Here is a 20,808-nt window from a genome sequence, read left to right as displayed (position 1 = left end):
ATATGGTTAGTTAAAAGGGGTGGTTTTAAGAAATACTTATTGCTGTATTATTTGCAAATTGAGTATTATTTACAGATACATTAGAAGCAGGCAATATTAATTCAATACCTTCAACACCTGGTTGTTGCAATGCTGTATAAATACCCGACAAATGGGTATTTTTGCCGATTTTAAACCTTAAAGCAACGTACTCATCAACAGCTTTGATAGCAGCACCAAGTGATAGTGCAGACTCAGGCGTGTTATTAAGCGCTAATGTTGCTTGTATTTGATAATCAACTGCAGTAGCACTTTCAACAATGAGCTGTGTTGCCATAGGTCTAATTTTTTCATCATTTAATGCGCCTCTTACTTTATCTAACAAAGTCTCGCTTGCCTGACTTGTGGCACTCATCACTTTAATGTCAACTACGCCGTTGCTTGTGCTTGTGCCTGATACAACGATGTCATGCACACCGACAACACCCAACCCATGATATTCATAACCAAGTTTTGGGCCTGCGGTTGAGAATGGCTCAAGCACTAATAAACCTCGCCTACGATAATTATCATCAGCCTCCATCACTGCTTCTACTGGCGGTGTGTCACTAACTGGTGTAATAGTTAAACGCTTAACGCCAAATAGTAGCAGTAAATTATCCAAATCAGAACCTGTTGCTGTTGAAACCATAGTGGCTTTAATGCTGTCATTAATTCTTTGACGCAAATAAAGCTCGCGATACGCAAAAATTTTCAAGCATTTTGGCGATTGTCTCAGACTCAATATTAAGCACATCGGCAAGATTAGCATCACGACTAATCAGCCAGTCTTTTTGAGCTTGCAAAATAACTTCAAATGATAATGTCTCTACTGATTGTGCTTTTGTTAGCTTTGTCATTCTTACTCCTTCTTATATTAAGCAACAAATACTGAATTAAGCTTAATCTCTTCGCCAGTTTCCAAATATTTACCTATAATTTCTAATTGAATTTTCTCACCTGTTTGCAACATATTAACGCTTGTAAGTCTAAATACATCAGATAATACTGACAACGCAGAATTCACCTCAGTCACAATCTCAACACCAAAATCCTCATCAATATTACGGTCTAAAAAATCAATCAAATTAGAACTATATTCTGCGCGCATGGTGCGGGTAGTTTTTGATGTCGTCAAAATATCAGCAATCTGCTGCTCAAGCCAATCAACACCCGCTATTGTTTGCCCTGTTTGTCGATTAAGCCTCTGCATTTAACCTCCTACTGTAACAGTGTTTGAACCTTGCGCGAGCGTTCCGCCACAGCTCACACCACCACCACGAGCCAATGGCTTTCCGTTAACCGTAACACTGGATGAACCTACTGCCTGAGAACCACCGTGTGTCTCAGGTATTGCTGAACAAGTATGAGATGCATACCCATCATCGACCCTGAGCACCTTGATGCTATTGACAGTAACATTATTTGAACCAGCAACACTTGGGCAACTGTGTCCAGTACAATTATCATCCAGTCTGCCTACTGCAGCAGTCATCAGTCGTTCACTCCCACATGCGGTGCGTTGATTGTAATATCAGTATCTAAACTAATAACCATATTGCCCGTTGCGTGTATGTTGAGTGCGCCAACACAATCGCTTGATCACCAACCTGTGGGGGTGTCCAAGTATGTGTATTGCCCGCAAGTGTCTCAGTCCATGGCAACCAGTCGCTGACAAAATCAGTGTCAAATTCAACCCTGGCTTTTACATTTGCAAAATCAATTTCAGTAATAATGCTAACTTGTGCTAAATTACGTACTTGATTTGCTAAGGCTTGTATGTCTTTTCTTTGTTTTAAATCATCCATTACAACACCTTGTAATCATCAATATACATATGTCCAGTATTTGGCTCACGACTAACTAGCACTTGCTCAGGTGCAATGCTATCATCAACAGGTGTGAGTACTTTAAATCATGCTGCCAACGAATCACCCAAGCACTCAAGTTGCCTTTTTCCAATTGTCTGGTTAAAATTTGCTCAAAAGACAGCTGACGAATTGGCAAAGCTTTTAGACTTAACGACGAGCCATTAAGCACTGCTAATGTGTTGCTTAGCAATTACTTTTCCGCTTTGCCAGTTTTCGCCCTTAGGTGAGATTGAGTCTCTAAATCTTTGTGTGGTCTCAGATACTAAATAATCACCGACTTCACTCAGCACTGGTCTGAGATTATCAGGCAAATGTGCAAGCGTATTTAGTTTTGTCTGTATTGACTTTAAATCGCCTTGGTTAAGCCCAATATGTATGCCAGCCGATTAGTTAACCCTCAATGTCAACTTTTTGTACCTGCGGCAAAACCAATGCCTACTATTGCGTTGATTTACACCATTAGCTTGCCAGTATCACTTTGCCGCTACTGACACTTTTGAGCCAAACACGGGCAACTGATAACGAGCGTTTAAATAACTGTTAATCTCACTATAAGCATCTTTTAAATGCACATTAATCAACGCTACTACATCAACAGCCGCCGCTTGGTCTGAATTATCAAACTCAAAAACATCAGCAAACTTAGCCACTGCCAACAGACATGCACTGTTCAGATTATTATCATCAGACCTATCTAACGCATCAACGTATTTAGTCATCCTTGTCTTGGGCTGAAGCAATGCATTTAACCACCCTTAATCAACTTATTAAGGGTCGTAAAGATGTTTGAAGTAATTTATGGTGGGTTGGTATATAAAGAAGCAATTGAGTTTCTGCGCAAAAAAGCTAGCGTATCAACGAAACACTGGGACGAGTTGCTTGGTGCGTCACATATTAAAGCATTCACTGTTTCGGGCGCTCTCAAGCAAGACTTGCTGAATGATTTACGCACTGCAGTGTAAGCGGCAATTGATAACGGCACAACAATTACCGAGTTTCGAAAAGATTTTGACAAATTGGTTAAAAAGCACGGCTGGAACTACAAAGGTAAACGCGGTTGGCGCACTTGTGTTATTTACGACACTAATTTACGCACCGCCCACGCCGCAGGTAAGTGGCACAAAATTCAAGAAACAAAAAAAGACAGGCCATATCTGCAGTATGTAACTGTTGACGATGAACGCGCACGCGAGCAACATCAAGAATGGGATGGTACACAGCCTCAAGGCTGATGATAAATTTTAGGATACACACTATCCACCGAACGGCTGGGGGTCGTTGCACCGTACGCACACTCAACAAATCACAAGCCAAAAAATCAGGCATCAGTAAACATCCAAAAATTGAAAAAACCGAACGCATCAACACGCAAACTGGTGAAGTCTACGGCAAAGTGCCAGTGGGCATTGACACTGGCTGGGATTACAATGTTGGCAAAGATTTTTTTGTTTTAAATAATTTTTCAGCAAGAGACGTTAAAAATCAACCATCGGAACATCTTAAAAACATGACTGATAAAGAATATAAGAAATATTTAAAAGATGTAGAGTTTGAAGATTCTATGCTTACTGAATGGTAGTATTTGAATAAATTCTATTAAGACGGGTGAATGACTGTTGCTGAAACAACAATCAAACGCCAAAACCGTATAATCACTCTTATGCAATTATGACCAAGACCCGCCCCTGCGATCACAGAGGTGTGTCATTATATAGGAGTAAAGATAATGCATAAACCAATCATCCTATGGATAGGAGGAAAGCGTCGACTGATATTCATCGTTCTGTTCGGTTTTTTTATTTGCAAAAGCACTTATTTGGTGACAGAATAGAAGGTCATAAGTTTGCACGGACAATTAAAGGTAAGATGATTATCATGTTGAATGATTGCAAAGAAATGAGGGACATATTTTCTGAATTCAATATTAGTACTACTGAACTGAAATATACACCTAGTAGAAAAAAAGAAGGTAAGAAATTTGACTTAATGACAGGGCAAGGGGTTAAAGCAGAAGTAGACAATCAAATAGTTTTATTTGGTAATAATCGCTTAATGCATAAATATAATATTAATATTGATGAACTGCGAGCGGAATCAGCCCTGCGTTCTCAAGAGGCTAAAACGCCTATTTATTTAGCCATTAATGGCAAGGCTGCGGTATTTGCAGACCCAACCAAAGCAAATTCTTCAGTAGCTGTCAAACAAATGCAAAAGGCTGGATTAAAAGTGATACTACTAACGGGTGATAATAAAGCCACAGCACAAGCTGTCGCCAATTCAGTTAATATCACCGATGTTATTGCTGAGGTAATGTCCAATGAAAAAGCCGAAAAAATAAAACAATTAAAAATCAATGGTGGTGTTGTGGGTATGGTTGGAGATGGCATTAATGATGCACCAGTATTGGCTATAGCTGATGTTGGTTTTGCAATTGGCACAGGCCACAGATGTTGCTATTGAAAGTGCTGATGCGGTCTTAATGCGCAGATCTTTGTCTGCTATGGTAGATGTGATTTATATTTCTAAAATGACCACAAGGAATATTAAACAAAATTTATTTAGCGCCTTTATTTAAAATACTTCAGGTATTCCAGTGGCTGCTGGTATTTTGTATCCATTATTTGGTATATTACTTAATCCAATGATTGCAGGCACGGCAATGGCAATGTTATTACTTACTGTAGTGAGTAATGTTAACAGGTTAAGGCGTATCAAAATTGGTGCTGATTCATGATAATATTTGTGAATATAGCAGGATTGATGTTAATTTTTGGCATTATTTGGTGGTTTTGGTTGTCAAAGAAATAATCAAATTAATTGTATAAACATTAAGTAAAATAGTGTTTTAAAAAAAATTTATGTTAAACATGTCTGATAACACACACAATATTGCAAGCGTCTTAACAGAAAGCTTGCCTTATATTCAAAAGTTCCAAGACAAAACCATCGTCATTAAATATGGCGGTAATGCTATGGTTGATAAGGCCTTAAAATCCAGTTTTGCACGTGATATTGTGCTGATGAAATCAGTGGGCATGAATCCAATTGTAGTGCATGGTGGTGGCCCACAAATTGGTAAGATATTAGAGAAAATTGGCAAACAAAGTCAATTCATTGATGGTATGCGCGTTACCGATGCAGAAACCATGGACGTGGTTGAAATGGTGCTAGGTGGCTTGGTTAATAAAGAAATTGTCAATCTCATTCATCAACATGGCGGTCATTCAATTGGCTTGACCGGTAAAGATGGTAGCCTAATTTCTGCTAAAAAATTAAAGCATGATATTAAACCAACCTCTGAAATTATTGATCTTGGCCATGTGGGCGAGGTGGATAAAATTGACACTTCAGTGATTAATTTATTATTAAAAGGGGATTTTATTCCAGTTATCGCACCTATTGGTGTGGGCAAAGATGGTTTTTCTTATAATATAAACGCAGATTTGGTTGCAGGTGCAATTGCACAAGCATTGAATGCTGAAAAGTTAATATTATTAACCAATACGTCTGGTTTATTAGATGCCAATGATGAATTATTAACTGGGCTTGATGCCAATATTATTGATGGATTGATTGAGGACGGTACGATTCATAGTGGCATGTTGCCAAAAATTAATTGCGCTCTATCAGCCGTTAAAAATGGCGTTAAATCTACGCATATTATTGATGGACGGGTTGCGCACGCGGTATTGTTAGAAGTTTTTACCGATAGTGGTGTAGGCACGTTAATTACTTGCAATGAATAAAGCCAGTATTAGGGTGTGTGATTGTCAAATTCTGGCACATTATCAGTTTGAAGGCGAACAATATATTTTAACCCTGGCATCAGACATCATTGCCAAACAAACCAAGCCAGGACAGTTTGTACACCTTACTGTCTCTAGTGCTTTAGCCATGAGGCGACCTATTTCAATTATGTCAGTTGATATTGAAAATGGCACTTTTGATTTGCTTTATAAGGTCGTGGGTGAAGGTACTCGCCAATTATCACAACGTAAAGTGGGCGATGTGTTGTCAGTCATTGGTCCTATCGGTAATGGCTTTAAACTCACTGATAAAAAAAGACCTCTATTGATTGGTGGCGGTGTGGGTATGCCACCGATGATTGCCATTGCACAGCAAATAAAAGACCTTGACTATGAATCTTTTGCAATCCTAGGCTCCGAAGCACCCTTTCCCTTTGCTGACAAGTTAGCTAATAATAACAAGGATTATCAAGGTGCAACACACACCATGCCTGGGTTAGAAGATTGGGGTATTGAATGTCGCTTAGCCAGTTTGCAAAGTTTTGATGGTGTATTTAAGGGTTTTGTAACCGATTTAGCCAAAGTATATTTAGATGGTCTAACGGCTGATGAAAGAATGCAAGTTACAGTATATGCTTGTGGTCCACACCCAATGTTAGTAGCAGTGGCTAGTTTGGCTAAAGAATACGACTTACCTTGTCAAGTTTCATTAGAGGAAAATATGGCTTGTGCTGTGGGCGGTTGCACAGGCTGTGTGGTTGAAGTACAAACTGATCAGAGCATTGCCATGAAACGTGTTTGTGTTGACGGTCCAGTATTTGATGCCTATCAAGTATTTTGATTAAAGATAACTTAGTAAAAGTTCAAGCAAGGATTAACAGCGTCAATCACACTCAATCCGTTACTTTGATTGCAGTGAGCAAAACTAGATCGGTAGATGAGTTACAACAAGCCATTGATGCAGATCAGCAACATTTTGCTGAAAACTATTTACAAGACGCGTTGATAAAAATTAATCACTTAAAGGGTCAAAACTTAATTTGGCATTTTATTGGCCCTATTCAGTCAAATAAAACCTTAAAAATTGCCCAAAATTTTGACTGGGTACACAGTATAGACCGATTAAAAATTGCCCGAAGACTCAACGATCAACGCCCAAAAAACTTACCTAAATTAAAGGTACTTTTGCAGATTAATATTGATAATGAACCCACTAAATCAGGTGTATTGATTGAGCAAATTAATGAACTAATGACTCATTTTGAAAGTCTAAAAAATCTCACTTTAAGAGGTTTTATGTGTATACCAAACTCTTTTAATTCAGCACAAAGTTTTACAAGAATGGCAGGCATTATTAAGCAACATCCCAACTTAGATGTTTTATCAATGGGCATGAGTCATGATTTAGAATCAGCCATTGCCAATGGTGCTACTTTTGTGCGTGTTGGCACAGATATTTTTGGCAAGAGAGTTTAAATATAATCGTTTTCATTTTCAAAGCAATGTTTTATGGACAATTTTCAAAAAAGAATCAGAAATTTAATGCCTTAGCTTTTTATAAAAATTTTCATGCACACCAATAAGTAACAATAAACGATAATCTTTGCTCCATTGGTAGGCTAGTAAATATTGTTGATTGATACAATCAAATTTATAAACAAATACGCCTAACAAATCACCTTGTTTTTCTTGACCTAAAAGCGGGTTTTTAATAATGGCGTGAATTGCCTCATTAATCTTTTCGCGCTGGTTTTCATGTAATTTTTTGTAAATCTTTTTAAAAGAAGATTTTTGTTCAATATTCATCAGTCAATAAATTCAAAAGATTGATTGGCTTCACGTTTTGCAATTAGTAATTTTTCAACCATGTCAATTGGCAGGTCGGGATTGTCTATTGCAGTATGTCCAACTCTTGCCCAATATTCAATTTGGTTAGGCACTGTTCTTAATTCTGCTTTGGCCTGAATTTTGGCTTGATTGTACAAATTTTCATTGACTCTGATTGATATACTCATTGTTTTCCTCTGTCGCTTGGTTAATAATATAAATTTATTTTACTACAATTGTAGTAAAATACTACACAATATATTTTATCAAATTTTGCATTTAAACACGGTATGATTACCTAATGAATATTAAGCTACTAATCACTGGCGGCACAATTGACAAGGTTTATAACGAGTTGACTGGTCGGTTAGTGTTTAAACAAACTCATCTTATTGATATGCTTAATCAGTCTAGGTCGATGGTTGATACTTTATCTGAAGTGCTATTCTTAAAGGACAGTTTGGATATGAGTGGTGCTGATCGAGCATTGATTTTGCGAAAGTGTCAGGCAAGTGATACAAGCCATGTTTTAATTACTCATGGTACTGACACCATGGCTAAAACTGCAAAACTATTGGGTAAAGAAATTAACAATAAAACCATTGTTTTATTTGGTGCTATGATGCCTTATTCTATCAAAAGCTCTGATGCCTTGTTTAATTTAGGCGTGGCTTTAAGTGCAGTACAAACCAAAAAGTGCGGTGTTTATATTGCCATGAATGGGCAAGTGTTTGATTTTGACAAAGTAGAGAAAAACAAAGGGCAGAGTATTTTTATATCCGCCTAGCCCTTTGGGTGAGATTGGCAGATTTTATTTTGTCATATGTTCAATGGCTGCTTTTAGTTCGTCATCTGAACAAGTCATACAGGTGCCTTTTGGCGGCATTGCACCTACGCCTGAGATTGTCACTTTGACTAAATCTGCCATACCGCGTTTAATCCTTGGTGCCCAGTCAACCTTAACACCAAACTTAGGCGCACCAGCAACACCAATACTATGGCAACTAGCACATACAGAAGTATAAACCTCTTCGCCACTGCGAGATTTTGTAGTAACTGCTACAGGTGCTTTAATGACGTTAACATCAATATCACCTTCTAAATATACTTGGCCTAGTGGTCTAATTCTGTCTTCAAGTGTTGAAGTGTCAACAGAGTTAATTTTAATTAAACGACTAAAAAACGCATCAACGCCAATAATAATAATAATAATAATAATAATAGCCGCCACTGAATTTTTAAAGTACATAGTATTTTTCCTTTTTTTAATATAGCTTTGTGTCAATATCGATAGATAGCCCGTTCGTAAAAATAAGTTATAATTTCCGAAGGAAAACATTATACTGCCAAGTCAGTAATAAGTATCAAAAAATGATTAAAAAAACACGCTTAAGTGGTATTAAAGTATTAAAAATAAGCACTTGGGTTAGTGTTATATTTGCGCTCATTGTTGTATTAGTAGTGGGATTTTTTGTCACTTTTCCAATGTTACTCAAAGCACCGATTGAGACTCAATTATTAAGCTTAACTGGGCTTGATGTTCAGCTGTATAAAATCACCTTTAATTTTAAAAATAAAGGCATTACTTTAAAAGTGCATGATATTTCCATTGCGTCTAGTGAGGCTCAGAAAATGGCTATGATTAAAAACTTATCTTGGCATATCGATCTGTTAAGTTTATTTGATGATATTCATCATCCTAGCCAAATTTATATTGACACCTTGATGCTTTATTCTAATCCTGATGACTTTAGTATAGACGACATTAAAAATATGGCCTCACTTGATATGTTAGAAGAACTGTCTTTTTTTGAATCTTTGCATATTAATAAAACTTTTATTAAAGATACAGTTGAAATTGCACCATTGACGCTTAAAAGAGATGGGATGCAATTCTTGTTAACAATACCTAATCAGAGTATTGGTACTAAACACCTTAACATTACGATTGCCTTATCTGGCACTAAGACTAATCAAAATGGCTTTTTAACATTGCCAATTACTTTAAATGGCAATGATTTTGAACTATTGTCAAGCCTTAAACTGTATAACCAGCAAGGTGCTGATTTTATCCAATTTAGTGGCCTTATCCAGCGCATGAATGTGATTAATATTAGTGATTATTTACCTATAGCATTGATAGGTGAGGCCACTCATCAATGGATTAAGCATGCATTTCAAGCAGGTGAATTGGATAATATCAATATCAATATCAAGAAAAATCTTTCAACACAACTGCCAGCAAAGATAAAATTTGATGCACACTTAAGCAATACCGAATTACTGTTTAATACTGATTGGCAAAGTCTTAAAAAATTAGATGCAGATATTGCTATTGATGGTAGAAAAATCACAGTTATGGTTAATCATACTACGTTAAACGACATGCCTTTGCAAGGTATGAAAGTTCAAATGCTGGACATGAGTAAAGACAAGTCAGAGATTAGCATCGTTGGTAAAATTAACACTCGAAGTGAGATATTAACTCAGTTTTTAAAAGATGCACCATTGAATGATAATGTGAATGATGTGCTCGGGCAATTTAGTTTATCGGGTAAGATTTCAGGCAATGTAGATTTAATCATACCACTGGATGAAACAGAGCCAGTATTGGATATTGATTTGAGTATTCAAAACAATCGTTTGACAACATTAAGTGATGCAGTTGTGGTTAAGAACTATGATGCACAATTGGCATTACATAATAATCAAATTACTTCAAAAGGCGTGGGCAATATTCGAGGTGAATCATTTAATATTCGCATCAATTCTAATCATCAAAATAGCACTTCAAATGCGTTATTTGAAGTAGGGCTTACCAACAGTAGTGATAATTTTGAGTTTTATTTGGCTAAATATTTGGATCAATCATGGCAAGCAAATGTTAAGTCCGATACGTTAAAAACTGATATAAAAATTATACTAAATGAGGGTACTTTACCTGAAGTGAAACTGATAAACCTCCAAGTAACAGCATTAGACAAAATAAAAGGCAACTGGGATATTCAGACAAAGGATTTCCCCAGTATGCATTTAAGTGTACAGGGCATGCAAGTGGGTGAAAGCAAGCTGCCTGATTTTAGTGCCATACTTGAGTCGCGAGATAAGGTACTTAAAATCATTAATTTAGAATTTTTAGGTATAGGTGTGGGTAGTCAAAACCTTAGTTTTGATGGTGCTTGGGTTGATGGTAGAACCATACTCACTGCCAAAGCAAAAGGTAGTAAATTGAGTGAATTTCTTGACAAATTAAACATCAAAGAGAAAGTTCGTGGTGGTCAATTTGAGTTTGACGTGCGTCTATTTTGCAATTGCGCGCCATGGAACATGAGTTTTAAAGACACCAGTGGTTTGATTAAAATGAAAGTTAAAGAAGGTGTATTTACCGACAAAGACCCTAATATTGGTCGAGTTTTATCACTGCTTAATATTAAATCTATTGCCAAGCGTTTAGAATTAAATGTTACTGATTTGGTTAGCAAGGGGTTTGCTTATGATACGATTGATGCACAAATTTCTATTCATAATTCTATGGCAACCATTAGCCATTTTAAACTTGACTCAAGCTCAAGCACGATTAACTTAACAGGCTCAAGTGATATCGTTAAACAAGACTATCATTTAGAAGCAAAAGTATTACCCGCCATTAGTGATGCTGTGCCGATTGCCACTTATTTGGCTGGTGGTGGCTTGGCAGGTTTGGGGGTTTGGCTGGCGGATAAAATGTTATTTAAAGGTAAGTTGATTAATAAGATTGTTAATAAAGTTGTTGAATTTAAATATAAAATAACAGGTCCATGGCATGAGCCTATTATTGAAAATGTATCAACCGTATTATGATTGAACAACTACTAGATAATCATCATCTAAACCAAGAAAAAATAACCACTTTATTGTCTTCTTTGGCAATTAAGGGTACTGATTATGCAGACTTGTATTTCCAGCATTCGGTAATCGAATCCTGGTTTTTAGAAGAAAGTATTGTTAAATCTGGTACTTATCACATTAATCATGGCGTGGGTGCTAGAGCTGTGAGTTCTGACCAAACTGGCTTCGCTTATTCAGATGATTTAAACCTCAAGGCGATTGAAAAAGCCATTGATTTTGCCAAGGGAATATCGACTCAAACTGGCATGGGAAAAATTCAGGTCTTTCAATCCGTTCCACAAGTTGCTAGATATAACGGCTCGAACCCACTCAGTAGTTTTTCTTCGCAAGAAAAGGTTGATTTTCTAAATAGAATTGATATGCTTGCTAGAAAAGAGCCTAAAGTTAAGCAAGTCAGTGCTTCAATTTCTGGTGGGTTTAGCGAAGTGTTAATCGCTTCAACTGATGGCGTATTTGAAAAAGATTATCGCCCGATGGTACGTGTTAGTGTGAGTGTTATTGTTGAACACAATGGTAGAACTGAGTCCGCTTCAAGTGGTGGTGGTGGTCGGTATGATTATCGATATTTTATTGCCCATGCTTTGGATGAAATTTATGTTAATGAAGCCATTAGACAGGCGTTAGTAGCGCTGGAGTCAAAAAACGCACCTGCTGGAAATATGCCGGTCATATTGGGTTCTGGCTGGCCAGGGGTATTATTACACGAGGCCATTGGTCATGGCTTGGAAGGTGATTTTAATCGTAAAAAATCATCCGTATTCACCAACAGAATTGGCGAGCAAGTAGCCAGTGATAAATGCACCATTGTTGATAATGGCACCTTAGAAAATAGGCGTGGCAGTTTGACAATTGATGATGAAGGCACGCCAACACAAAATACGTTGTTGATTGAAAACGGCATTTTAAAAGGCTATCTATTTGACAAAATGAATGCCAAGTTAATGGATACAGTGTCAACAGGTAATGGCAGGCGCGAATCTTATGCTCATATTCCCATGCCCAGAATGACCAACACTTATATGCTAAACGGACAGGATTCTTTAGAGGATATGATCGCTTCTGTTGATAATGGTATTTATGCGCTTAATTTTGGTGGTGGCCAAGTTGACATTACTTCAGGCAAGTTTGTTTTTAGTGCTAACGAGGCCTATCTTATTAAAAATGGAAAAATTATGCACCCTGTTAAAGGTTTGACACTAATAGGTTCTGGTGATGAGGTGTTAAAGAAAATATCCATGGTAGCCAATGATTTGAAACTTGATAATGGCGTTGGCGTGTGTGGTAAAGATGGTCAAAGTGTGCCCGTAGGTGTTGGTCAACCCAGTTTAAAAATAGACCAACTAACCGTGGGTGGTACTGAGGTTAATGCGTAATTGAGCCTCTATGAGCTTCTAGATGTATTTGTTGGTTATAGGTGAAATGATTGATTAAATTAGATATAATATTCAGAATTCTATTTTTTGAGGGGTTGGAAGAAATTAGGTGTTAGAAAACTATTTACCTATCATTGTTTTTATTTTCTTAGGGCTTGCGTTTGGTGTTGGACCAATGTTAATTGGTTATTTACTAGGGCCAAGCAAACCATATGAAGAAAAAAATACTCAATTTGAGTGTGGCTTTCCTGCCTTTGATGATTCGCGTATGTATTTCAATGTACGTTACTATCTAGTGGCTATTTTATTTATCTTGTTTGACTTAGAAGTTGCCTTTGTTTTTCCGTGGGCGGTAGTCCAGTCCCAACTTGGTTGGTTTGGCTTTATCGCGATTAGTATTTTCTTATTTTTACTGATCGTGGGCTTTATTTTTGAGTGGAAAAACGGCGCACTTGAATGGGAATAGCTAATGGCAATTGAAGGCTTAATGAAACAAGGTTTTGTAACCACATCACTTGACAGCGTTATTAACTGGGCAAGAACAGGTTCACTTTGGCCGATGACTTTTGGCTTAGCATGTTGTGCAGTAGAGATGATGGAAGCAGGCTCTTCTCGCTATGATTTAGACCGTTTTGGTATTGTTTTTAGACCCACGCCACGCCAATCAGATTTAATGATTGTAGCGGGCACACTCACCAACAAAATGGCGCCAGCTTTGCGCAAAGTTTATGACCAAATGCCTGAACCAAGATGGGTAATTTCTATGGGTTCGTGTGCAAATGGCGGTGGTTATTATCATTACTCTTATGCAGTCGTTAGGGGTTGTGATCGTATTGTTCCCGTTGATATTTATGTGCCCGGTTGTCCGCCAACGGCAGAAGCATTGCTATATGGTATTATGCAACTGCAAGATAAAATTCGTCGTACTAACACCATTGCAAGAACCTAATGCAAGATTTAAAAGCATCATTAATTGAGGTTTTTAGCGAGCACCATTTGGTGGAAGCTTTCGGCGAGTTGACTTTAACAGTTGATTCTCAGGATATTATTAAAACCTGTCTGAAATTAAGAGATTTTTTCTCTTTTGACACATTAATAGATTTATGCGGCGTTGATTATTTAACTTATGGACAATCAGATTGGAATGGCAATGCCAGCGCTTCTGGTTTTTCCAGGGGGCGCAATCATCAAGGTTCAAAAGACAGACATGAGCAACGTTTTGCTGTGGTGTATCACTTGTTATCCGTGAGTAAAAACAAACGCATTAGAGTGAAATCATTTGTTGATGAGTCCGAACCTATTATTAAGTCAGTCACCGATATTTGGGCATCTGCTGATTGGTATGAGCGTGAGGCTTTTGATTTAATGGGCATTTTGTTTGAAAATCACACAGATTTACGCCGGATTTTGACTGATTATGGTTTCAAAGGTCATCCACTTAGAAAAGATTTCCCCATGATTGGCGAAGTTGAAATGCGTTATGATGAAAACTTAGGTCGAGTGGTTTATGAAAAAGTGAGTATTGAGCCAAATATTAATGTACCAAGGGTAATCAGAAAATAAAATGGCTGAAATTCGCAACTATACCCTTAATTTTGGCCCTCAACATCCTGCAGCACACGGTGTTTTGCGCCTTATTTTAGAAATTGATGGCGAGGTGATTGAGCGTGCTGACCCGCATATTGGCTTGTTGCATCGTGGTACAGAAAAATTAGTAGAATCAAAGCCATACAATCAATCAATTGGTTATATGGACAGGCTTGATTATGTTTCAATGATGTGCAACGAACATGCTTATGTTATGGCAATTGAAACCATGTTAGGCATCAAAGTGCCTGAGCGTGCTCAGTACATTCGGGTGATGTTTGACGAAATTACTCGAATTCTTAATCATTTAATGTGGTTAGGCACACACGGACTTGATGTGGGTGCGATGAGTATTTTCTTATACGCATTTCGTGAGCGTGAAAAATTAATTGATTGTTATGAGGCAGTATCAGGCTCACGCATGCATGCAACTTATTACCGCCCAGGCGGTGTTTATCGAGATTTGCCAGATAAGATGCCACAATATTTAGCATCAGGTTTTCGTACGGATAAAGAATTAAAAGCCATGAATGAAAATCGTCAAGGCTCATTGTTAGATTTTATTGCTAATTTTGTTGGGCAATTCCCTAAAAGCATCAAACAGTATGATGACTTATTAACAGACAATCGTATTTGGAAACAACGCTTGGTAAATATTGGCATTGTTTCTGCCAATCGTGCCAAACAACTAGGGTTTACAGGCCCTATGCTTAGGGGTTCTGGCGTGGCGTGGGATTTGAGAAAAAACCAACCTTATGCGGTTTATGACCAATTAGAGTTTGATATTCCAGTGGGCGTAACAGGTGATAGTTATGATCGTTATTTAGTACGCATGGAAGAAATGCGCCAATCAAACCATATTATTAAACAATGTGTTAAGTGGCTACAAGAAAACCCGGGTGCAGTCATGAGTGGTGATCACAAGGTATCGCCCCCAAAACGTATTGATATGAAAGATGACATGGAGTCTTTAATTCATCACTTTAAATTGTTTACTGAAGGTTACTGTTTGCCAGAAGGTGAAGTGTATCGTGCTGTTGAACATCCCAAGGGCGAGTTTGGTGTGTATTTGATTTCTGATGGCGCCAATAAGCCTTACAGAGTCAAAATTAGAGCACCTGGTTTTGCGCACTTAGCTGCTATGAATGAAATGGTAAGAGGGCATATGTTGTCAGATGTTGTGACTATTATTGGCACACAAGATGTTGTATTTGGTGAAATAGACCGATGAGAGGCTTCGTCTTTTTCCTTTCCGTGGCGTTATACTCAGAAAACACTTGGTCACATGTACCAGCTATACTTCTTCGTGTTTTCTTTCGTATGCCTTGCAAAAAAGCAAAATACTTACCTCTTATGATAAATGTATTAAATTTGAAAAATATTCAGTCATCTTTTTTAAATGAATTCAAATTAAACTAATTATGATTTCAAATAAAGCAAAAAAACAAATTGATGTCTGGATTTCAAAATATCCAAAAGACAGACAAAGCTCCGCCGTTATGCAAGCCTTAAAAATTGTTCAAGCAGAAAATGAAAATAGATTGAGTGCTGATACCATTCAAGCAGTGGCTGATTATTTAGATATGCCAGGCATTGCCGCTCAAGAAGTGGCGACTTTTTATGAAAATTACAATCATAAAAAAGTCGGTAAACATGTGATTCGTTTTTGCCATAATATCTCATGTATGTTGAATGGTGCTGATGATTTAATTAAACATCTGGAAAATAAATTAGGCGTTAAAACGGGTGAAATAACTGCGGATGGTTTGATTAGTGTTAAGAAAGTTGAATGCCTAGGTGCTTGCGTGGGTGCGCCAATGTTTCAGATCAATGATGAATATTTTGAAAACCTTACCACTGATAAGATTGATCAAATTGTGGACAATCTCAAATGAACGAAGTTTGCTTTAAAAATTTGACCAAAAACGAATGCTACTCGCTCAAGACTTATGAAGCCAGCGGCGGCTATTCAGTTTGGCGCAAAATCCTAAAAGGCGAACTAACACCTGAATACATTATTGATGAGCTTAAAGTCTCAGGCTTGCGTGGTCGTGGTGGTGCTGGGTTTCCCACTGGACTTAAGTGGAGCTTTATGCCACGCCATTCTGATGGGCAAAAATACGTGATTTGTAATTCAGACGAGGGTGAGCCGGGCACTTGTAAAGACAGAGATATTTTAAGGTTTAATCCACATGCCGTGATTGAAGGCATGGCAATTGGTGGCTTTGTCATGAATGCCAGTGTTGGATATAATTATATCCGCGGTGAATTTATGGAGCCGTTTTATTGCTTTGAAGATGCATTAAAAGAGGCTTATGAGGCAGAATTACTGGGTCAAAATATTAACAACAGTTCAGTTAATTTTGATTTATACACGCACCTAGGCGCAGGCGCTTATATTTGTGGCGAAGAAACTGCTTTGTTAGAATCTATTGAAGGTAAGAAGGGTCAGCCTAGGTTTAAGCCACCATTCCCTGCTAATGTAGGATTGTTTGGCAAACCCACTACGATTAACAATACCGAGAGTTTTGCAAGTGTGCCTGAAATTCTAAGCCGTGGCGGACAGTGGTTTGCAGATATTGGGGTTGAAAACTCTGGTGGTTGTAAGTTATTTTCAGTCTCAGGCCATGTTAAAAGCCCGGCAAATTTTGAAGTGCCTATGGGCACACCTTTTAAAGATTTACTCAAGATGGCAGGTGGCGTGCGTGATGGTGCTAAGTTAAAAGCCGTGATTCCAGGCGGTTCATCAACGCCAGTACTCACCGCAGAAGTTGCCATGAACATGACCATGGATTATGATGGCATTGAGCGTGCTGGCTCAATGCTTGGTGCAGGCTCAGTCATTATTATGGATGAGTCAACCTGTATGGTAGAAACATTAACAAGATTGGCGCATTTTTATTACGATGAGTCTTGTGGACAATGCACCCCTTGTCGTGAAGGTACAGGCTGGCTATATCGCGTATTAAAACGCATTATTGATGGCAATGGTAAACAGGGCGATATTGACTTATTATTAGGGGTACAAGATAAAATTATGGGCAATACTATTTGCGCACTGGGCGACGCTGCAGCAATGCCAGTGGAAAGTTTTTTGCGTAATTTTAAAGCAGAATTCGAACATTATATTAAGCATGGCAAATCAATGGTGAAGAGATAATTCGATGACTGATATTGAAATTGATGGCAAAATAGTTAGCGCCAAAACAGGTGAAATGCTAATCTCAGTCACTGATAGAGAAGGCATTAGTGTGCCAAGATTTTGCTATCATAAAAAACTCTCAGTAGCCGCCTCTTGTCGGATGTGTTTGGTGGATGTGGAAGGCGCGCCCAAACCTCAGCCTGCGTGTTCTACGCCTGTAAATGAGGGCATGAAAGTCCATACACAAAATAACAAAGCCAAAGCCAGTCAAAAGGCAGTGATGGAATTTTTACTCATTAACCACCCGCTTGATTGCCCAATTTGTGATCAAGGTGGTGAATGTGAGTTGCAAGATGTGGCTGTTGAATATGGTTCAGATGTTTCTCGTTTTTCAGAAGGCAAGCGTATCGTACCAGATAGTGATATTGGTGCACTCATTCAAACAGATATGACACGTTGTATTCATTGCACGCGTTGCGTGCGTTTTGGTTTAGAAATTGCTGGCACAATGGAGTTGGGTGGTACTGGACGAGGCGAGCATTTAAAGATTGAGCCGTTTTTGAGAGAAGGCGTTCAATCTGAATTGTCAGGCAATATGATTGATATTTGTCCAGTCGGTGCACTCACTTCTAAGCCGTTTAGATATGAACTAAGGTCGTGGCAGATGAATTCAATGCCTAACATTGCAAGACATGATTTAGTGGGTTCAAATCTTTTTGTACAAACTTACAAAGGCAAGGTTAAACGGGTTGTGTCTGCCGATAATGATTGGGTTAATGAAACTTGGATTTCTGATCGTGATCGCTTTTCGTATGAAGGCTTAGCACATAAAAATAGATTATTAGAACCTCAAATTAAAGTCCAAGGACAATGGGAGCAAGTAAGCTGGAAAGTGGCATTGGATTATGCTGTAAAAGGGCTTAATAGTCATGTTTTAAAGCATCAAAAAGCCAATCAATTAGGTGGTTTAGCATCAAGTACAGCGACCATGGAAGAGCTTTTTTTATTGAAAAAAATCCTAACAGAAGTTGGTTGTGACAATATCGACCATCGTTTAAATGTTAAAAACTTAAACAACACTATTGCACTTGATTCAAACATTAAATTGGATGCATTAGAAAAGATAGATTACGCCCTTATTGTCGGTGCTAATATTCGATTAGAACAACCCATGATTAATCATCGTTTGCGCAAAGCCACAAAAAAAGGTGCCGACATTGATGCATTAAATGTAATGGCGTTTGATTTTAACTACCCGCTTAATACTGAAAATATTACCGCGCCAAACAAAATAGCATTGACATTAGCAGGTGTGCTTAAGTCAATCATGACCAGCAATGTCCAAGAGTTACCTGGCTATTTGGCAGCTATTGAGGTTGATGAAGTGGCTAACAATATAGCCTCTAAGTTATTAAATTCTAGCAGTTCGGTTATTATTTTAGGCGAACATATTGTCAATAATGAAGACGCCTCAACCATTGCTAGTTTAATCACCCAAATTGCTCACAATACCAATAGTAAAACTCTTAATTTAAGTATAACAGCAAACACTATAGCGGCTAATTTGGTTGGGTTTGTGCCGCAAAACTCTGGCATGGATGTTAATACAATGCTTGCGTCTGATATGCGCGGCTTTATTTTATTAGACATTTATCCGCAGTACGATTTTCATGATTTAGACGCAGCTGTTAAAGCCTTCACAAAAGAGAATACTTTTGTAATTTCTTTAAATAGTTTTAAAGACGACGTCGTTGCTGGCTATTCAAATGTTATTTTTCCGATTGCCAGTATTTATGAAACCTCAGGAACGCAGCTTAATATTAACAACGATATACAATCCTACACAGCAGCAGTTAAAGCGCCAGATGAAGTTAAACCTGCTTGGAAAGTCTTAAAAGTCATGGCTGATTTATTAGAATTGCCAGGCTTTCATTATACAAACCCTACTCAGATTGTGGCTGAAATATCTCATCAACCACATACAAAACATATCCATGATGAGCATATCAATCTTACCAGTAAGCATAATGGCATTAGCACAATTTGGCAGAGTTCACCTTACAGCATTGATGTTGTATTAAGACATAGTAGTGCATTGCAAAAAACCAAAATCGGACAAATGAACAGCGCTTGCATGAACCCAGCAAGTGCTGAAACATTAGGTTTATCAGCCAATGATAAATATTTAGGGGTGCCCATGATGATTACTAGTGCAGTGGCAGATGATTGTGTATTTATTAATGCCAATCATGCAACTAACACTCAGGAGCAAGCGTAATGGAACTTTGGCAAGCATTTGTACAAATGCTACATACGCTTATTCCTTGGCTTGATGGCACAGTAGCTAGTATTTTGATTATTTTGATTAAGGCAATTGCTTTGGTGATGCCGCTGATGTTAGTGGTGGCTTATTTCACTTACGCTGAACGCAAAGTGATTGGCTATATGCAATTACGTATCGGGCCTAATCGTGTTGGTCCAAAAGGCTGGTTGCAGCCCATTGCTGATGCTTTAAAGCTAATGACCAAGGAAATAATTTTTCCGACTAAGGCAAATATTTATCTATTTTTATTAGCGCCTGTGTTGGCAATCGCACCTGCCATTGCAGTATGGGCAGTGATTCCATTTGATGAAGGTATTTATGTTACTAATCTAGATATTAGCTTGTTGTATGTTTTGGCGATTGGCTCTATTGGGGTTTACGGCATTATTTTGGCAGGCTGGGCGTCTAATTCCAAATACCCACTATTAGGTGCACTTAGAAGTGCATCTTTGTTGGTCTCATATGAAATTGTCATTGGTTTTGCATTGGTAACAGTTGTGATGATTGCTGGCAGTGTCAACTTAAACACCATTGTTCAAGCACAACAAGGCGGCATTGTTCATTGGTACTTTATCCCCTTATTTCCAATGATGATTATCTTTTTTATCTCAGCCCTTGTAGAAACCAATCGCGCACCTTTTGATGTTGTGGAAGGTGAGTCAGAAATTGTTGGTGGCACGCATGTTGAATACTCAGGCATGACGTTTGCAGTCTTTTTCTTAGCAGAATATGCCAATATGATTTTAATGGCGGTACTTGCTGTAGTGATGTTCTTTGGTGGCTGGCATTCTCCTTTTGAAGCCATTCCTTATCTTGAAAGCGCATTTGCTTGGGTGCCAGGTATTATGTGGCTTTTGGTAAAAACGACCTTTTTTATGTTTTTATACCTATGGGTGCGCGCCACTTTTCCACGCTTTAGATACGACCAAATTATGCACTTGTCTTGGAAAGTGTTTTTACCAATCACCATTATTTGGATATTTGTTGTGGCGTTAATGACCCAATTAAAATTAGGACCATGGTTTTAAATAAG

The 20,808-nt window shown here is 38.0% G+C and carries 31 protein-coding genes; 20 read left to right on the top strand and 11 right to left on the bottom strand.

Annotated elements, in window-relative coordinates:
• Positions 1 to 25 precede the first annotated feature (25 nt).
• The 8 genes from CVPH_RS00515 to CVPH_RS00485 form a co-directional block, all read right to left on the bottom strand.
• Complete coding sequence (locus tag CVPH_RS00515) at positions 26 to 706, bottom strand: baseplate assembly protein (RefSeq protein WP_201341287.1); 681 nt, start codon at positions 704 to 706, stop codon at positions 26 to 28.
• A complete protein-coding gene (locus tag CVPH_RS00510) occupies positions 690 to 878 on the bottom strand; it encodes a hypothetical protein (protein WP_201341286.1) in 189 nt (62 codons plus the stop codon). The genes CVPH_RS00515 and CVPH_RS00510 overlap by 17 nt, the downstream gene beginning before the upstream one ends.
• Positions 879 to 895: 17 nt before the next feature.
• The gene (locus CVPH_RS00505) at positions 896 to 1,231 is read right to left on the bottom strand and encodes a GPW/gp25 family protein (protein ID WP_201341285.1); all 336 of its coding nucleotides are present in this window, start codon (positions 1,229 to 1,231) and stop codon (positions 896 to 898) included.
• Positions 1,232 to 1,513, bottom strand: coding sequence for a PAAR domain-containing protein (locus tag CVPH_RS00500; protein ID WP_201341284.1), 282 nt, complete (start codon positions 1,511 to 1,513; stop codon positions 1,232 to 1,234).
• Positions 1,514 to 1,559: 46 nt separating this feature from the next.
• Positions 1,560 to 1,826 carry a phage baseplate assembly protein V gene (locus tag CVPH_RS00495; protein ID WP_201341283.1) on the bottom strand — a complete coding sequence of 89 codons (267 nt, stop codon included), beginning with the start codon at positions 1,824 to 1,826 and terminating at the stop codon, positions 1,560 to 1,562.
• Positions 1,827 to 1,881: 55 nt separating this feature from the next.
• Positions 1,882 to 2,079 (bottom strand): hypothetical protein, encoded by a 198-nt coding sequence (locus tag CVPH_RS09855; protein ID WP_225879693.1) that lies wholly within the window; start codon positions 2,077 to 2,079, stop codon positions 1,882 to 1,884.
• A complete protein-coding gene (locus CVPH_RS00490) occupies positions 2,051 to 2,230 on the bottom strand; it encodes a phage virion morphogenesis family protein (protein ID WP_225879829.1) in 180 nt (59 codons plus the stop codon). The genes CVPH_RS09855 and CVPH_RS00490 overlap by 29 nt, the downstream gene beginning before the upstream one ends.
• 132 nt (positions 2,231 to 2,362) lie before the next feature.
• Positions 2,363 to 2,608 (bottom strand): DUF1320 family protein, encoded by a 246-nt coding sequence (locus CVPH_RS00485; protein WP_201341282.1) that lies wholly within the window; start codon positions 2,606 to 2,608, stop codon positions 2,363 to 2,365.
• A gap of 63 nt (positions 2,609 to 2,671) precedes the next feature.
• On the opposite strand from CVPH_RS00485, the gene CVPH_RS00480 reads away from it, so the two are divergent.
• The 9 genes from CVPH_RS00480 (at position 2,672) to CVPH_RS00440 (ending at position 7,111) form a co-directional block, all read left to right on the top strand.
• Positions 2,672 to 2,851 (top strand): putative phage head morphogenesis protein, encoded by a 180-nt coding sequence (locus CVPH_RS00480; protein WP_201341281.1) that lies wholly within the window; start codon positions 2,672 to 2,674, stop codon positions 2,849 to 2,851.
• 6 nt (positions 2,852 to 2,857) lie between these two features.
• A complete protein-coding gene (locus CVPH_RS00475; protein WP_201342384.1) occupies positions 2,858 to 3,121 on the top strand; it encodes a phage head morphogenesis protein in 264 nt (87 codons plus the stop codon).
• Positions 3,121 to 3,468, top strand: a complete 348-nt coding sequence (locus CVPH_RS00470) for a hypothetical protein (RefSeq protein ID WP_201341280.1) — start codon at positions 3,121 to 3,123, stop codon at positions 3,466 to 3,468. The genes CVPH_RS00475 and CVPH_RS00470 overlap by 1 nt, the downstream gene beginning before the upstream one ends.
• A 167-nt stretch (positions 3,469 to 3,635) precedes the next feature.
• A complete protein-coding gene (locus CVPH_RS00465) occupies positions 3,636 to 4,349 on the top strand; it encodes an HAD-IC family P-type ATPase (RefSeq protein ID WP_201341624.1) in 714 nt (237 codons plus the stop codon).
• On the top strand, positions 4,321 to 4,464 hold the full coding sequence (locus CVPH_RS00460; protein WP_201341623.1) for a hypothetical protein: 144 nt from the start codon (positions 4,321 to 4,323) through the stop codon (positions 4,462 to 4,464). The genes CVPH_RS00465 and CVPH_RS00460 overlap by 29 nt, the downstream gene beginning before the upstream one ends.
• A gap of 18 nt (positions 4,465 to 4,482) precedes the next feature.
• Complete coding sequence (locus CVPH_RS00455) at positions 4,483 to 4,623, top strand: hypothetical protein (protein ID WP_201341622.1); 141 nt, start codon at positions 4,483 to 4,485, stop codon at positions 4,621 to 4,623.
• Positions 4,624 to 4,747: 124 nt separating this feature from the next.
• On the top strand, positions 4,748 to 5,635 hold the full coding sequence (gene argB, locus CVPH_RS00450) for an acetylglutamate kinase (RefSeq protein ID WP_201341621.1): 888 nt from the start codon (positions 4,748 to 4,750) through the stop codon (positions 5,633 to 5,635).
• A complete protein-coding gene (locus CVPH_RS00445; RefSeq protein ID WP_201341620.1) occupies positions 5,628 to 6,476 on the top strand; it encodes a dihydroorotate dehydrogenase electron transfer subunit in 849 nt (282 codons plus the stop codon). Before argB ends, CVPH_RS00445 begins: the two co-directional genes overlap by 8 nt.
• Complete coding sequence (locus CVPH_RS00440; RefSeq protein ID WP_201341619.1) at positions 6,473 to 7,111, top strand: YggS family pyridoxal phosphate-dependent enzyme; 639 nt, start codon at positions 6,473 to 6,475, stop codon at positions 7,109 to 7,111. Before CVPH_RS00445 ends, CVPH_RS00440 begins: the two co-directional genes overlap by 4 nt.
• A gap of 63 nt (positions 7,112 to 7,174) precedes the next feature.
• Here the strand turns inward: CVPH_RS00440 and CVPH_RS00435 are convergent, their stop codons facing one another.
• Both CVPH_RS00435 and CVPH_RS00430 read right to left on the bottom strand, forming a co-directional pair.
• A complete protein-coding gene (locus CVPH_RS00435) occupies positions 7,175 to 7,441 on the bottom strand; it encodes a type II toxin-antitoxin system RelE/ParE family toxin (protein WP_201341618.1) in 267 nt (88 codons plus the stop codon).
• Positions 7,441 to 7,650, bottom strand: coding sequence for a TA system antitoxin ParD family protein (locus CVPH_RS00430; protein ID WP_201341617.1), 210 nt, complete (start codon positions 7,648 to 7,650; stop codon positions 7,441 to 7,443). Before CVPH_RS00430 ends, CVPH_RS00435 begins: the two co-directional genes overlap by 1 nt.
• Before the next feature lie 113 nt (positions 7,651 to 7,763).
• Here CVPH_RS00430 and CVPH_RS00425 point away from each other — a divergent pair, with 113 nt between their 5' ends.
• Complete coding sequence (locus CVPH_RS00425; protein ID WP_201341616.1) at positions 7,764 to 8,249, top strand: asparaginase domain-containing protein; 486 nt, start codon at positions 7,764 to 7,766, stop codon at positions 8,247 to 8,249.
• A gap of 24 nt (positions 8,250 to 8,273) precedes the next feature.
• Here the strand turns inward: CVPH_RS00425 and CVPH_RS00420 are convergent, their stop codons facing one another.
• Positions 8,274 to 8,711 (bottom strand): c-type cytochrome, encoded by a 438-nt coding sequence (locus CVPH_RS00420; RefSeq protein WP_201341615.1) that lies wholly within the window; start codon positions 8,709 to 8,711, stop codon positions 8,274 to 8,276.
• 122 nt (positions 8,712 to 8,833) lie between these two features.
• Here CVPH_RS00420 and CVPH_RS00415 point away from each other — a divergent pair, with 122 nt between their 5' ends.
• The 10 genes from CVPH_RS00415 (at position 8,834) to nuoH (ending at position 20,803) form a co-directional block, all read left to right on the top strand.
• Positions 8,834 to 11,302 carry a YhdP family protein gene (locus CVPH_RS00415; protein WP_201341614.1) on the top strand — a complete coding sequence of 823 codons (2,469 nt, stop codon included), beginning with the start codon at positions 8,834 to 8,836 and terminating at the stop codon, positions 11,300 to 11,302.
• Positions 11,299 to 12,723, top strand: coding sequence for a metalloprotease TldD (gene tldD, locus CVPH_RS00410; protein ID WP_201341613.1), 1,425 nt, complete (start codon positions 11,299 to 11,301; stop codon positions 12,721 to 12,723). The genes CVPH_RS00415 and tldD overlap by 4 nt, the downstream gene beginning before the upstream one ends.
• A 109-nt stretch (positions 12,724 to 12,832) precedes the next feature.
• On the top strand, positions 12,833 to 13,189 hold the full coding sequence (locus CVPH_RS00405; protein WP_201341612.1) for an NADH-quinone oxidoreductase subunit A: 357 nt from the start codon (positions 12,833 to 12,835) through the stop codon (positions 13,187 to 13,189).
• A 3-nt stretch (positions 13,190 to 13,192) separates the two neighbouring features.
• The gene (locus tag CVPH_RS00400; RefSeq protein WP_201341611.1) at positions 13,193 to 13,672 is read left to right on the top strand and encodes a NuoB/complex I 20 kDa subunit family protein; all 480 of its coding nucleotides are present in this window, start codon (positions 13,193 to 13,195) and stop codon (positions 13,670 to 13,672) included.
• Positions 13,672 to 14,286: an NADH-quinone oxidoreductase subunit C gene (locus CVPH_RS00395; protein WP_201341610.1), complete on the top strand. Its 615-nt coding sequence runs from the start codon at positions 13,672 to 13,674 to the stop codon at positions 14,284 to 14,286. Before CVPH_RS00400 ends, CVPH_RS00395 begins: the two co-directional genes overlap by 1 nt.
• 1 nt (position 14,287) lies before the next feature.
• A complete protein-coding gene (locus CVPH_RS00390; protein WP_201341609.1) occupies positions 14,288 to 15,541 on the top strand; it encodes an NADH-quinone oxidoreductase subunit D in 1,254 nt (417 codons plus the stop codon).
• Between the two features lie 190 nt (positions 15,542 to 15,731).
• The gene (nuoE, locus tag CVPH_RS00385) at positions 15,732 to 16,205 is read left to right on the top strand and encodes an NADH-quinone oxidoreductase subunit NuoE (protein ID WP_201341608.1); all 474 of its coding nucleotides are present in this window, start codon (positions 15,732 to 15,734) and stop codon (positions 16,203 to 16,205) included.
• The gene (gene nuoF, locus CVPH_RS00380; RefSeq protein WP_201341607.1) at positions 16,202 to 17,470 is read left to right on the top strand and encodes an NADH-quinone oxidoreductase subunit NuoF; all 1,269 of its coding nucleotides are present in this window, start codon (positions 16,202 to 16,204) and stop codon (positions 17,468 to 17,470) included. Before nuoE ends, nuoF begins: the two co-directional genes overlap by 4 nt.
• Before the next feature lie 4 nt (positions 17,471 to 17,474).
• Positions 17,475 to 19,730, top strand: a complete 2,256-nt coding sequence (nuoG, locus tag CVPH_RS00375) for an NADH-quinone oxidoreductase subunit NuoG (protein WP_201341606.1) — start codon at positions 17,475 to 17,477, stop codon at positions 19,728 to 19,730.
• Complete coding sequence (gene nuoH / locus CVPH_RS00370; protein WP_201341605.1) at positions 19,730 to 20,803, top strand: NADH-quinone oxidoreductase subunit NuoH; 1,074 nt, start codon at positions 19,730 to 19,732, stop codon at positions 20,801 to 20,803. Before nuoG ends, nuoH begins: the two co-directional genes overlap by 1 nt.
• Positions 20,804 to 20,808: the final 5 nt, after the last annotated feature.

Origin of the sequence: Abyssogena phaseoliformis symbiont OG214 (assembly GCF_016592595.1) — a bacterium.
Lineage (GTDB): Bacteria > Pseudomonadota > Gammaproteobacteria > PS1 > Pseudothioglobaceae > Ruthia.
This window is presented reverse-complemented; position numbering and strand designations above follow the sequence as displayed.

Bases quoted from the DNA above. Each gene is read 5' to 3' on its own strand.
- CVPH_RS00510 (WP_201341286.1), bottom strand. From the start codon at position 878: ATGACAAAGCTAACAAAAGCACAATCAGTAGAGACATTATCATTTGAA.
- CVPH_RS00505 (WP_201341285.1), bottom strand. From the start codon at position 1,231: ATGCAGAGGCTTAATCGACAAACAGGGCAAACAATAGCGGGTGTTGAT.
- CVPH_RS00500 (WP_201341284.1), bottom strand. From the start codon at position 1,513: ATGACTGCTGCAGTAGGCAGACTGGATGATAATTGTACTGGACACAGT.
- CVPH_RS00495 (WP_201341283.1), bottom strand. From the start codon at position 1,826: ATGGATGATTTAAAACAAAGAAAAGACATACAAGCCTTAGCAAATCAA.
- CVPH_RS00485 (WP_201341282.1), bottom strand. From the start codon at position 2,608: ATGACTAAATACGTTGATGCGTTAGATAGGTCTGATGATAATAATCTG.
- CVPH_RS00480 (WP_201341281.1), top strand. From the start codon at position 2,672: ATGTTTGAAGTAATTTATGGTGGGTTGGTATATAAAGAAGCAATTGAG.
- CVPH_RS00470 (WP_201341280.1), top strand. From the start codon at position 3,121: ATGATAAATTTTAGGATACACACTATCCACCGAACGGCTGGGGGTCGT.
- CVPH_RS00465 (WP_201341624.1), top strand. From the start codon at position 3,636: ATGGATAGGAGGAAAGCGTCGACTGATATTCATCGTTCTGTTCGGTTT.
- argB (WP_201341621.1), top strand. From the start codon at position 4,748: ATGTTAAACATGTCTGATAACACACACAATATTGCAAGCGTCTTAACA.
- CVPH_RS00445 (WP_201341620.1), top strand. From the start codon at position 5,628: ATGAATAAAGCCAGTATTAGGGTGTGTGATTGTCAAATTCTGGCACAT.
- CVPH_RS00435 (WP_201341618.1), bottom strand. From the start codon at position 7,441: ATGAATATTGAACAAAAATCTTCTTTTAAAAAGATTTACAAAAAATTA.
- CVPH_RS00430 (WP_201341617.1), bottom strand. From the start codon at position 7,650: ATGAGTATATCAATCAGAGTCAATGAAAATTTGTACAATCAAGCCAAA.
- CVPH_RS00425 (WP_201341616.1), top strand. From the start codon at position 7,764: ATGAATATTAAGCTACTAATCACTGGCGGCACAATTGACAAGGTTTAT.
- CVPH_RS00420 (WP_201341615.1), bottom strand. From the start codon at position 8,711: ATGTACTTTAAAAATTCAGTGGCGGCTATTATTATTATTATTATTATT.
- CVPH_RS00415 (WP_201341614.1), top strand. From the start codon at position 8,834: ATGATTAAAAAAACACGCTTAAGTGGTATTAAAGTATTAAAAATAAGC.
- tldD (WP_201341613.1), top strand. From the start codon at position 11,299: ATGATTGAACAACTACTAGATAATCATCATCTAAACCAAGAAAAAATA.
- CVPH_RS00400 (WP_201341611.1), top strand. From the start codon at position 13,193: ATGGCAATTGAAGGCTTAATGAAACAAGGTTTTGTAACCACATCACTT.
- CVPH_RS00395 (WP_201341610.1), top strand. From the start codon at position 13,672: ATGCAAGATTTAAAAGCATCATTAATTGAGGTTTTTAGCGAGCACCAT.
- CVPH_RS00390 (WP_201341609.1), top strand. From the start codon at position 14,288: ATGGCTGAAATTCGCAACTATACCCTTAATTTTGGCCCTCAACATCCT.
- nuoE (WP_201341608.1), top strand. From the start codon at position 15,732: ATGATTTCAAATAAAGCAAAAAAACAAATTGATGTCTGGATTTCAAAA.
- nuoF (WP_201341607.1), top strand. From the start codon at position 16,202: ATGAACGAAGTTTGCTTTAAAAATTTGACCAAAAACGAATGCTACTCG.
- nuoG (WP_201341606.1), top strand. From the start codon at position 17,475: ATGACTGATATTGAAATTGATGGCAAAATAGTTAGCGCCAAAACAGGT.
- nuoH (WP_201341605.1), top strand. From the start codon at position 19,730: ATGGAACTTTGGCAAGCATTTGTACAAATGCTACATACGCTTATTCCT.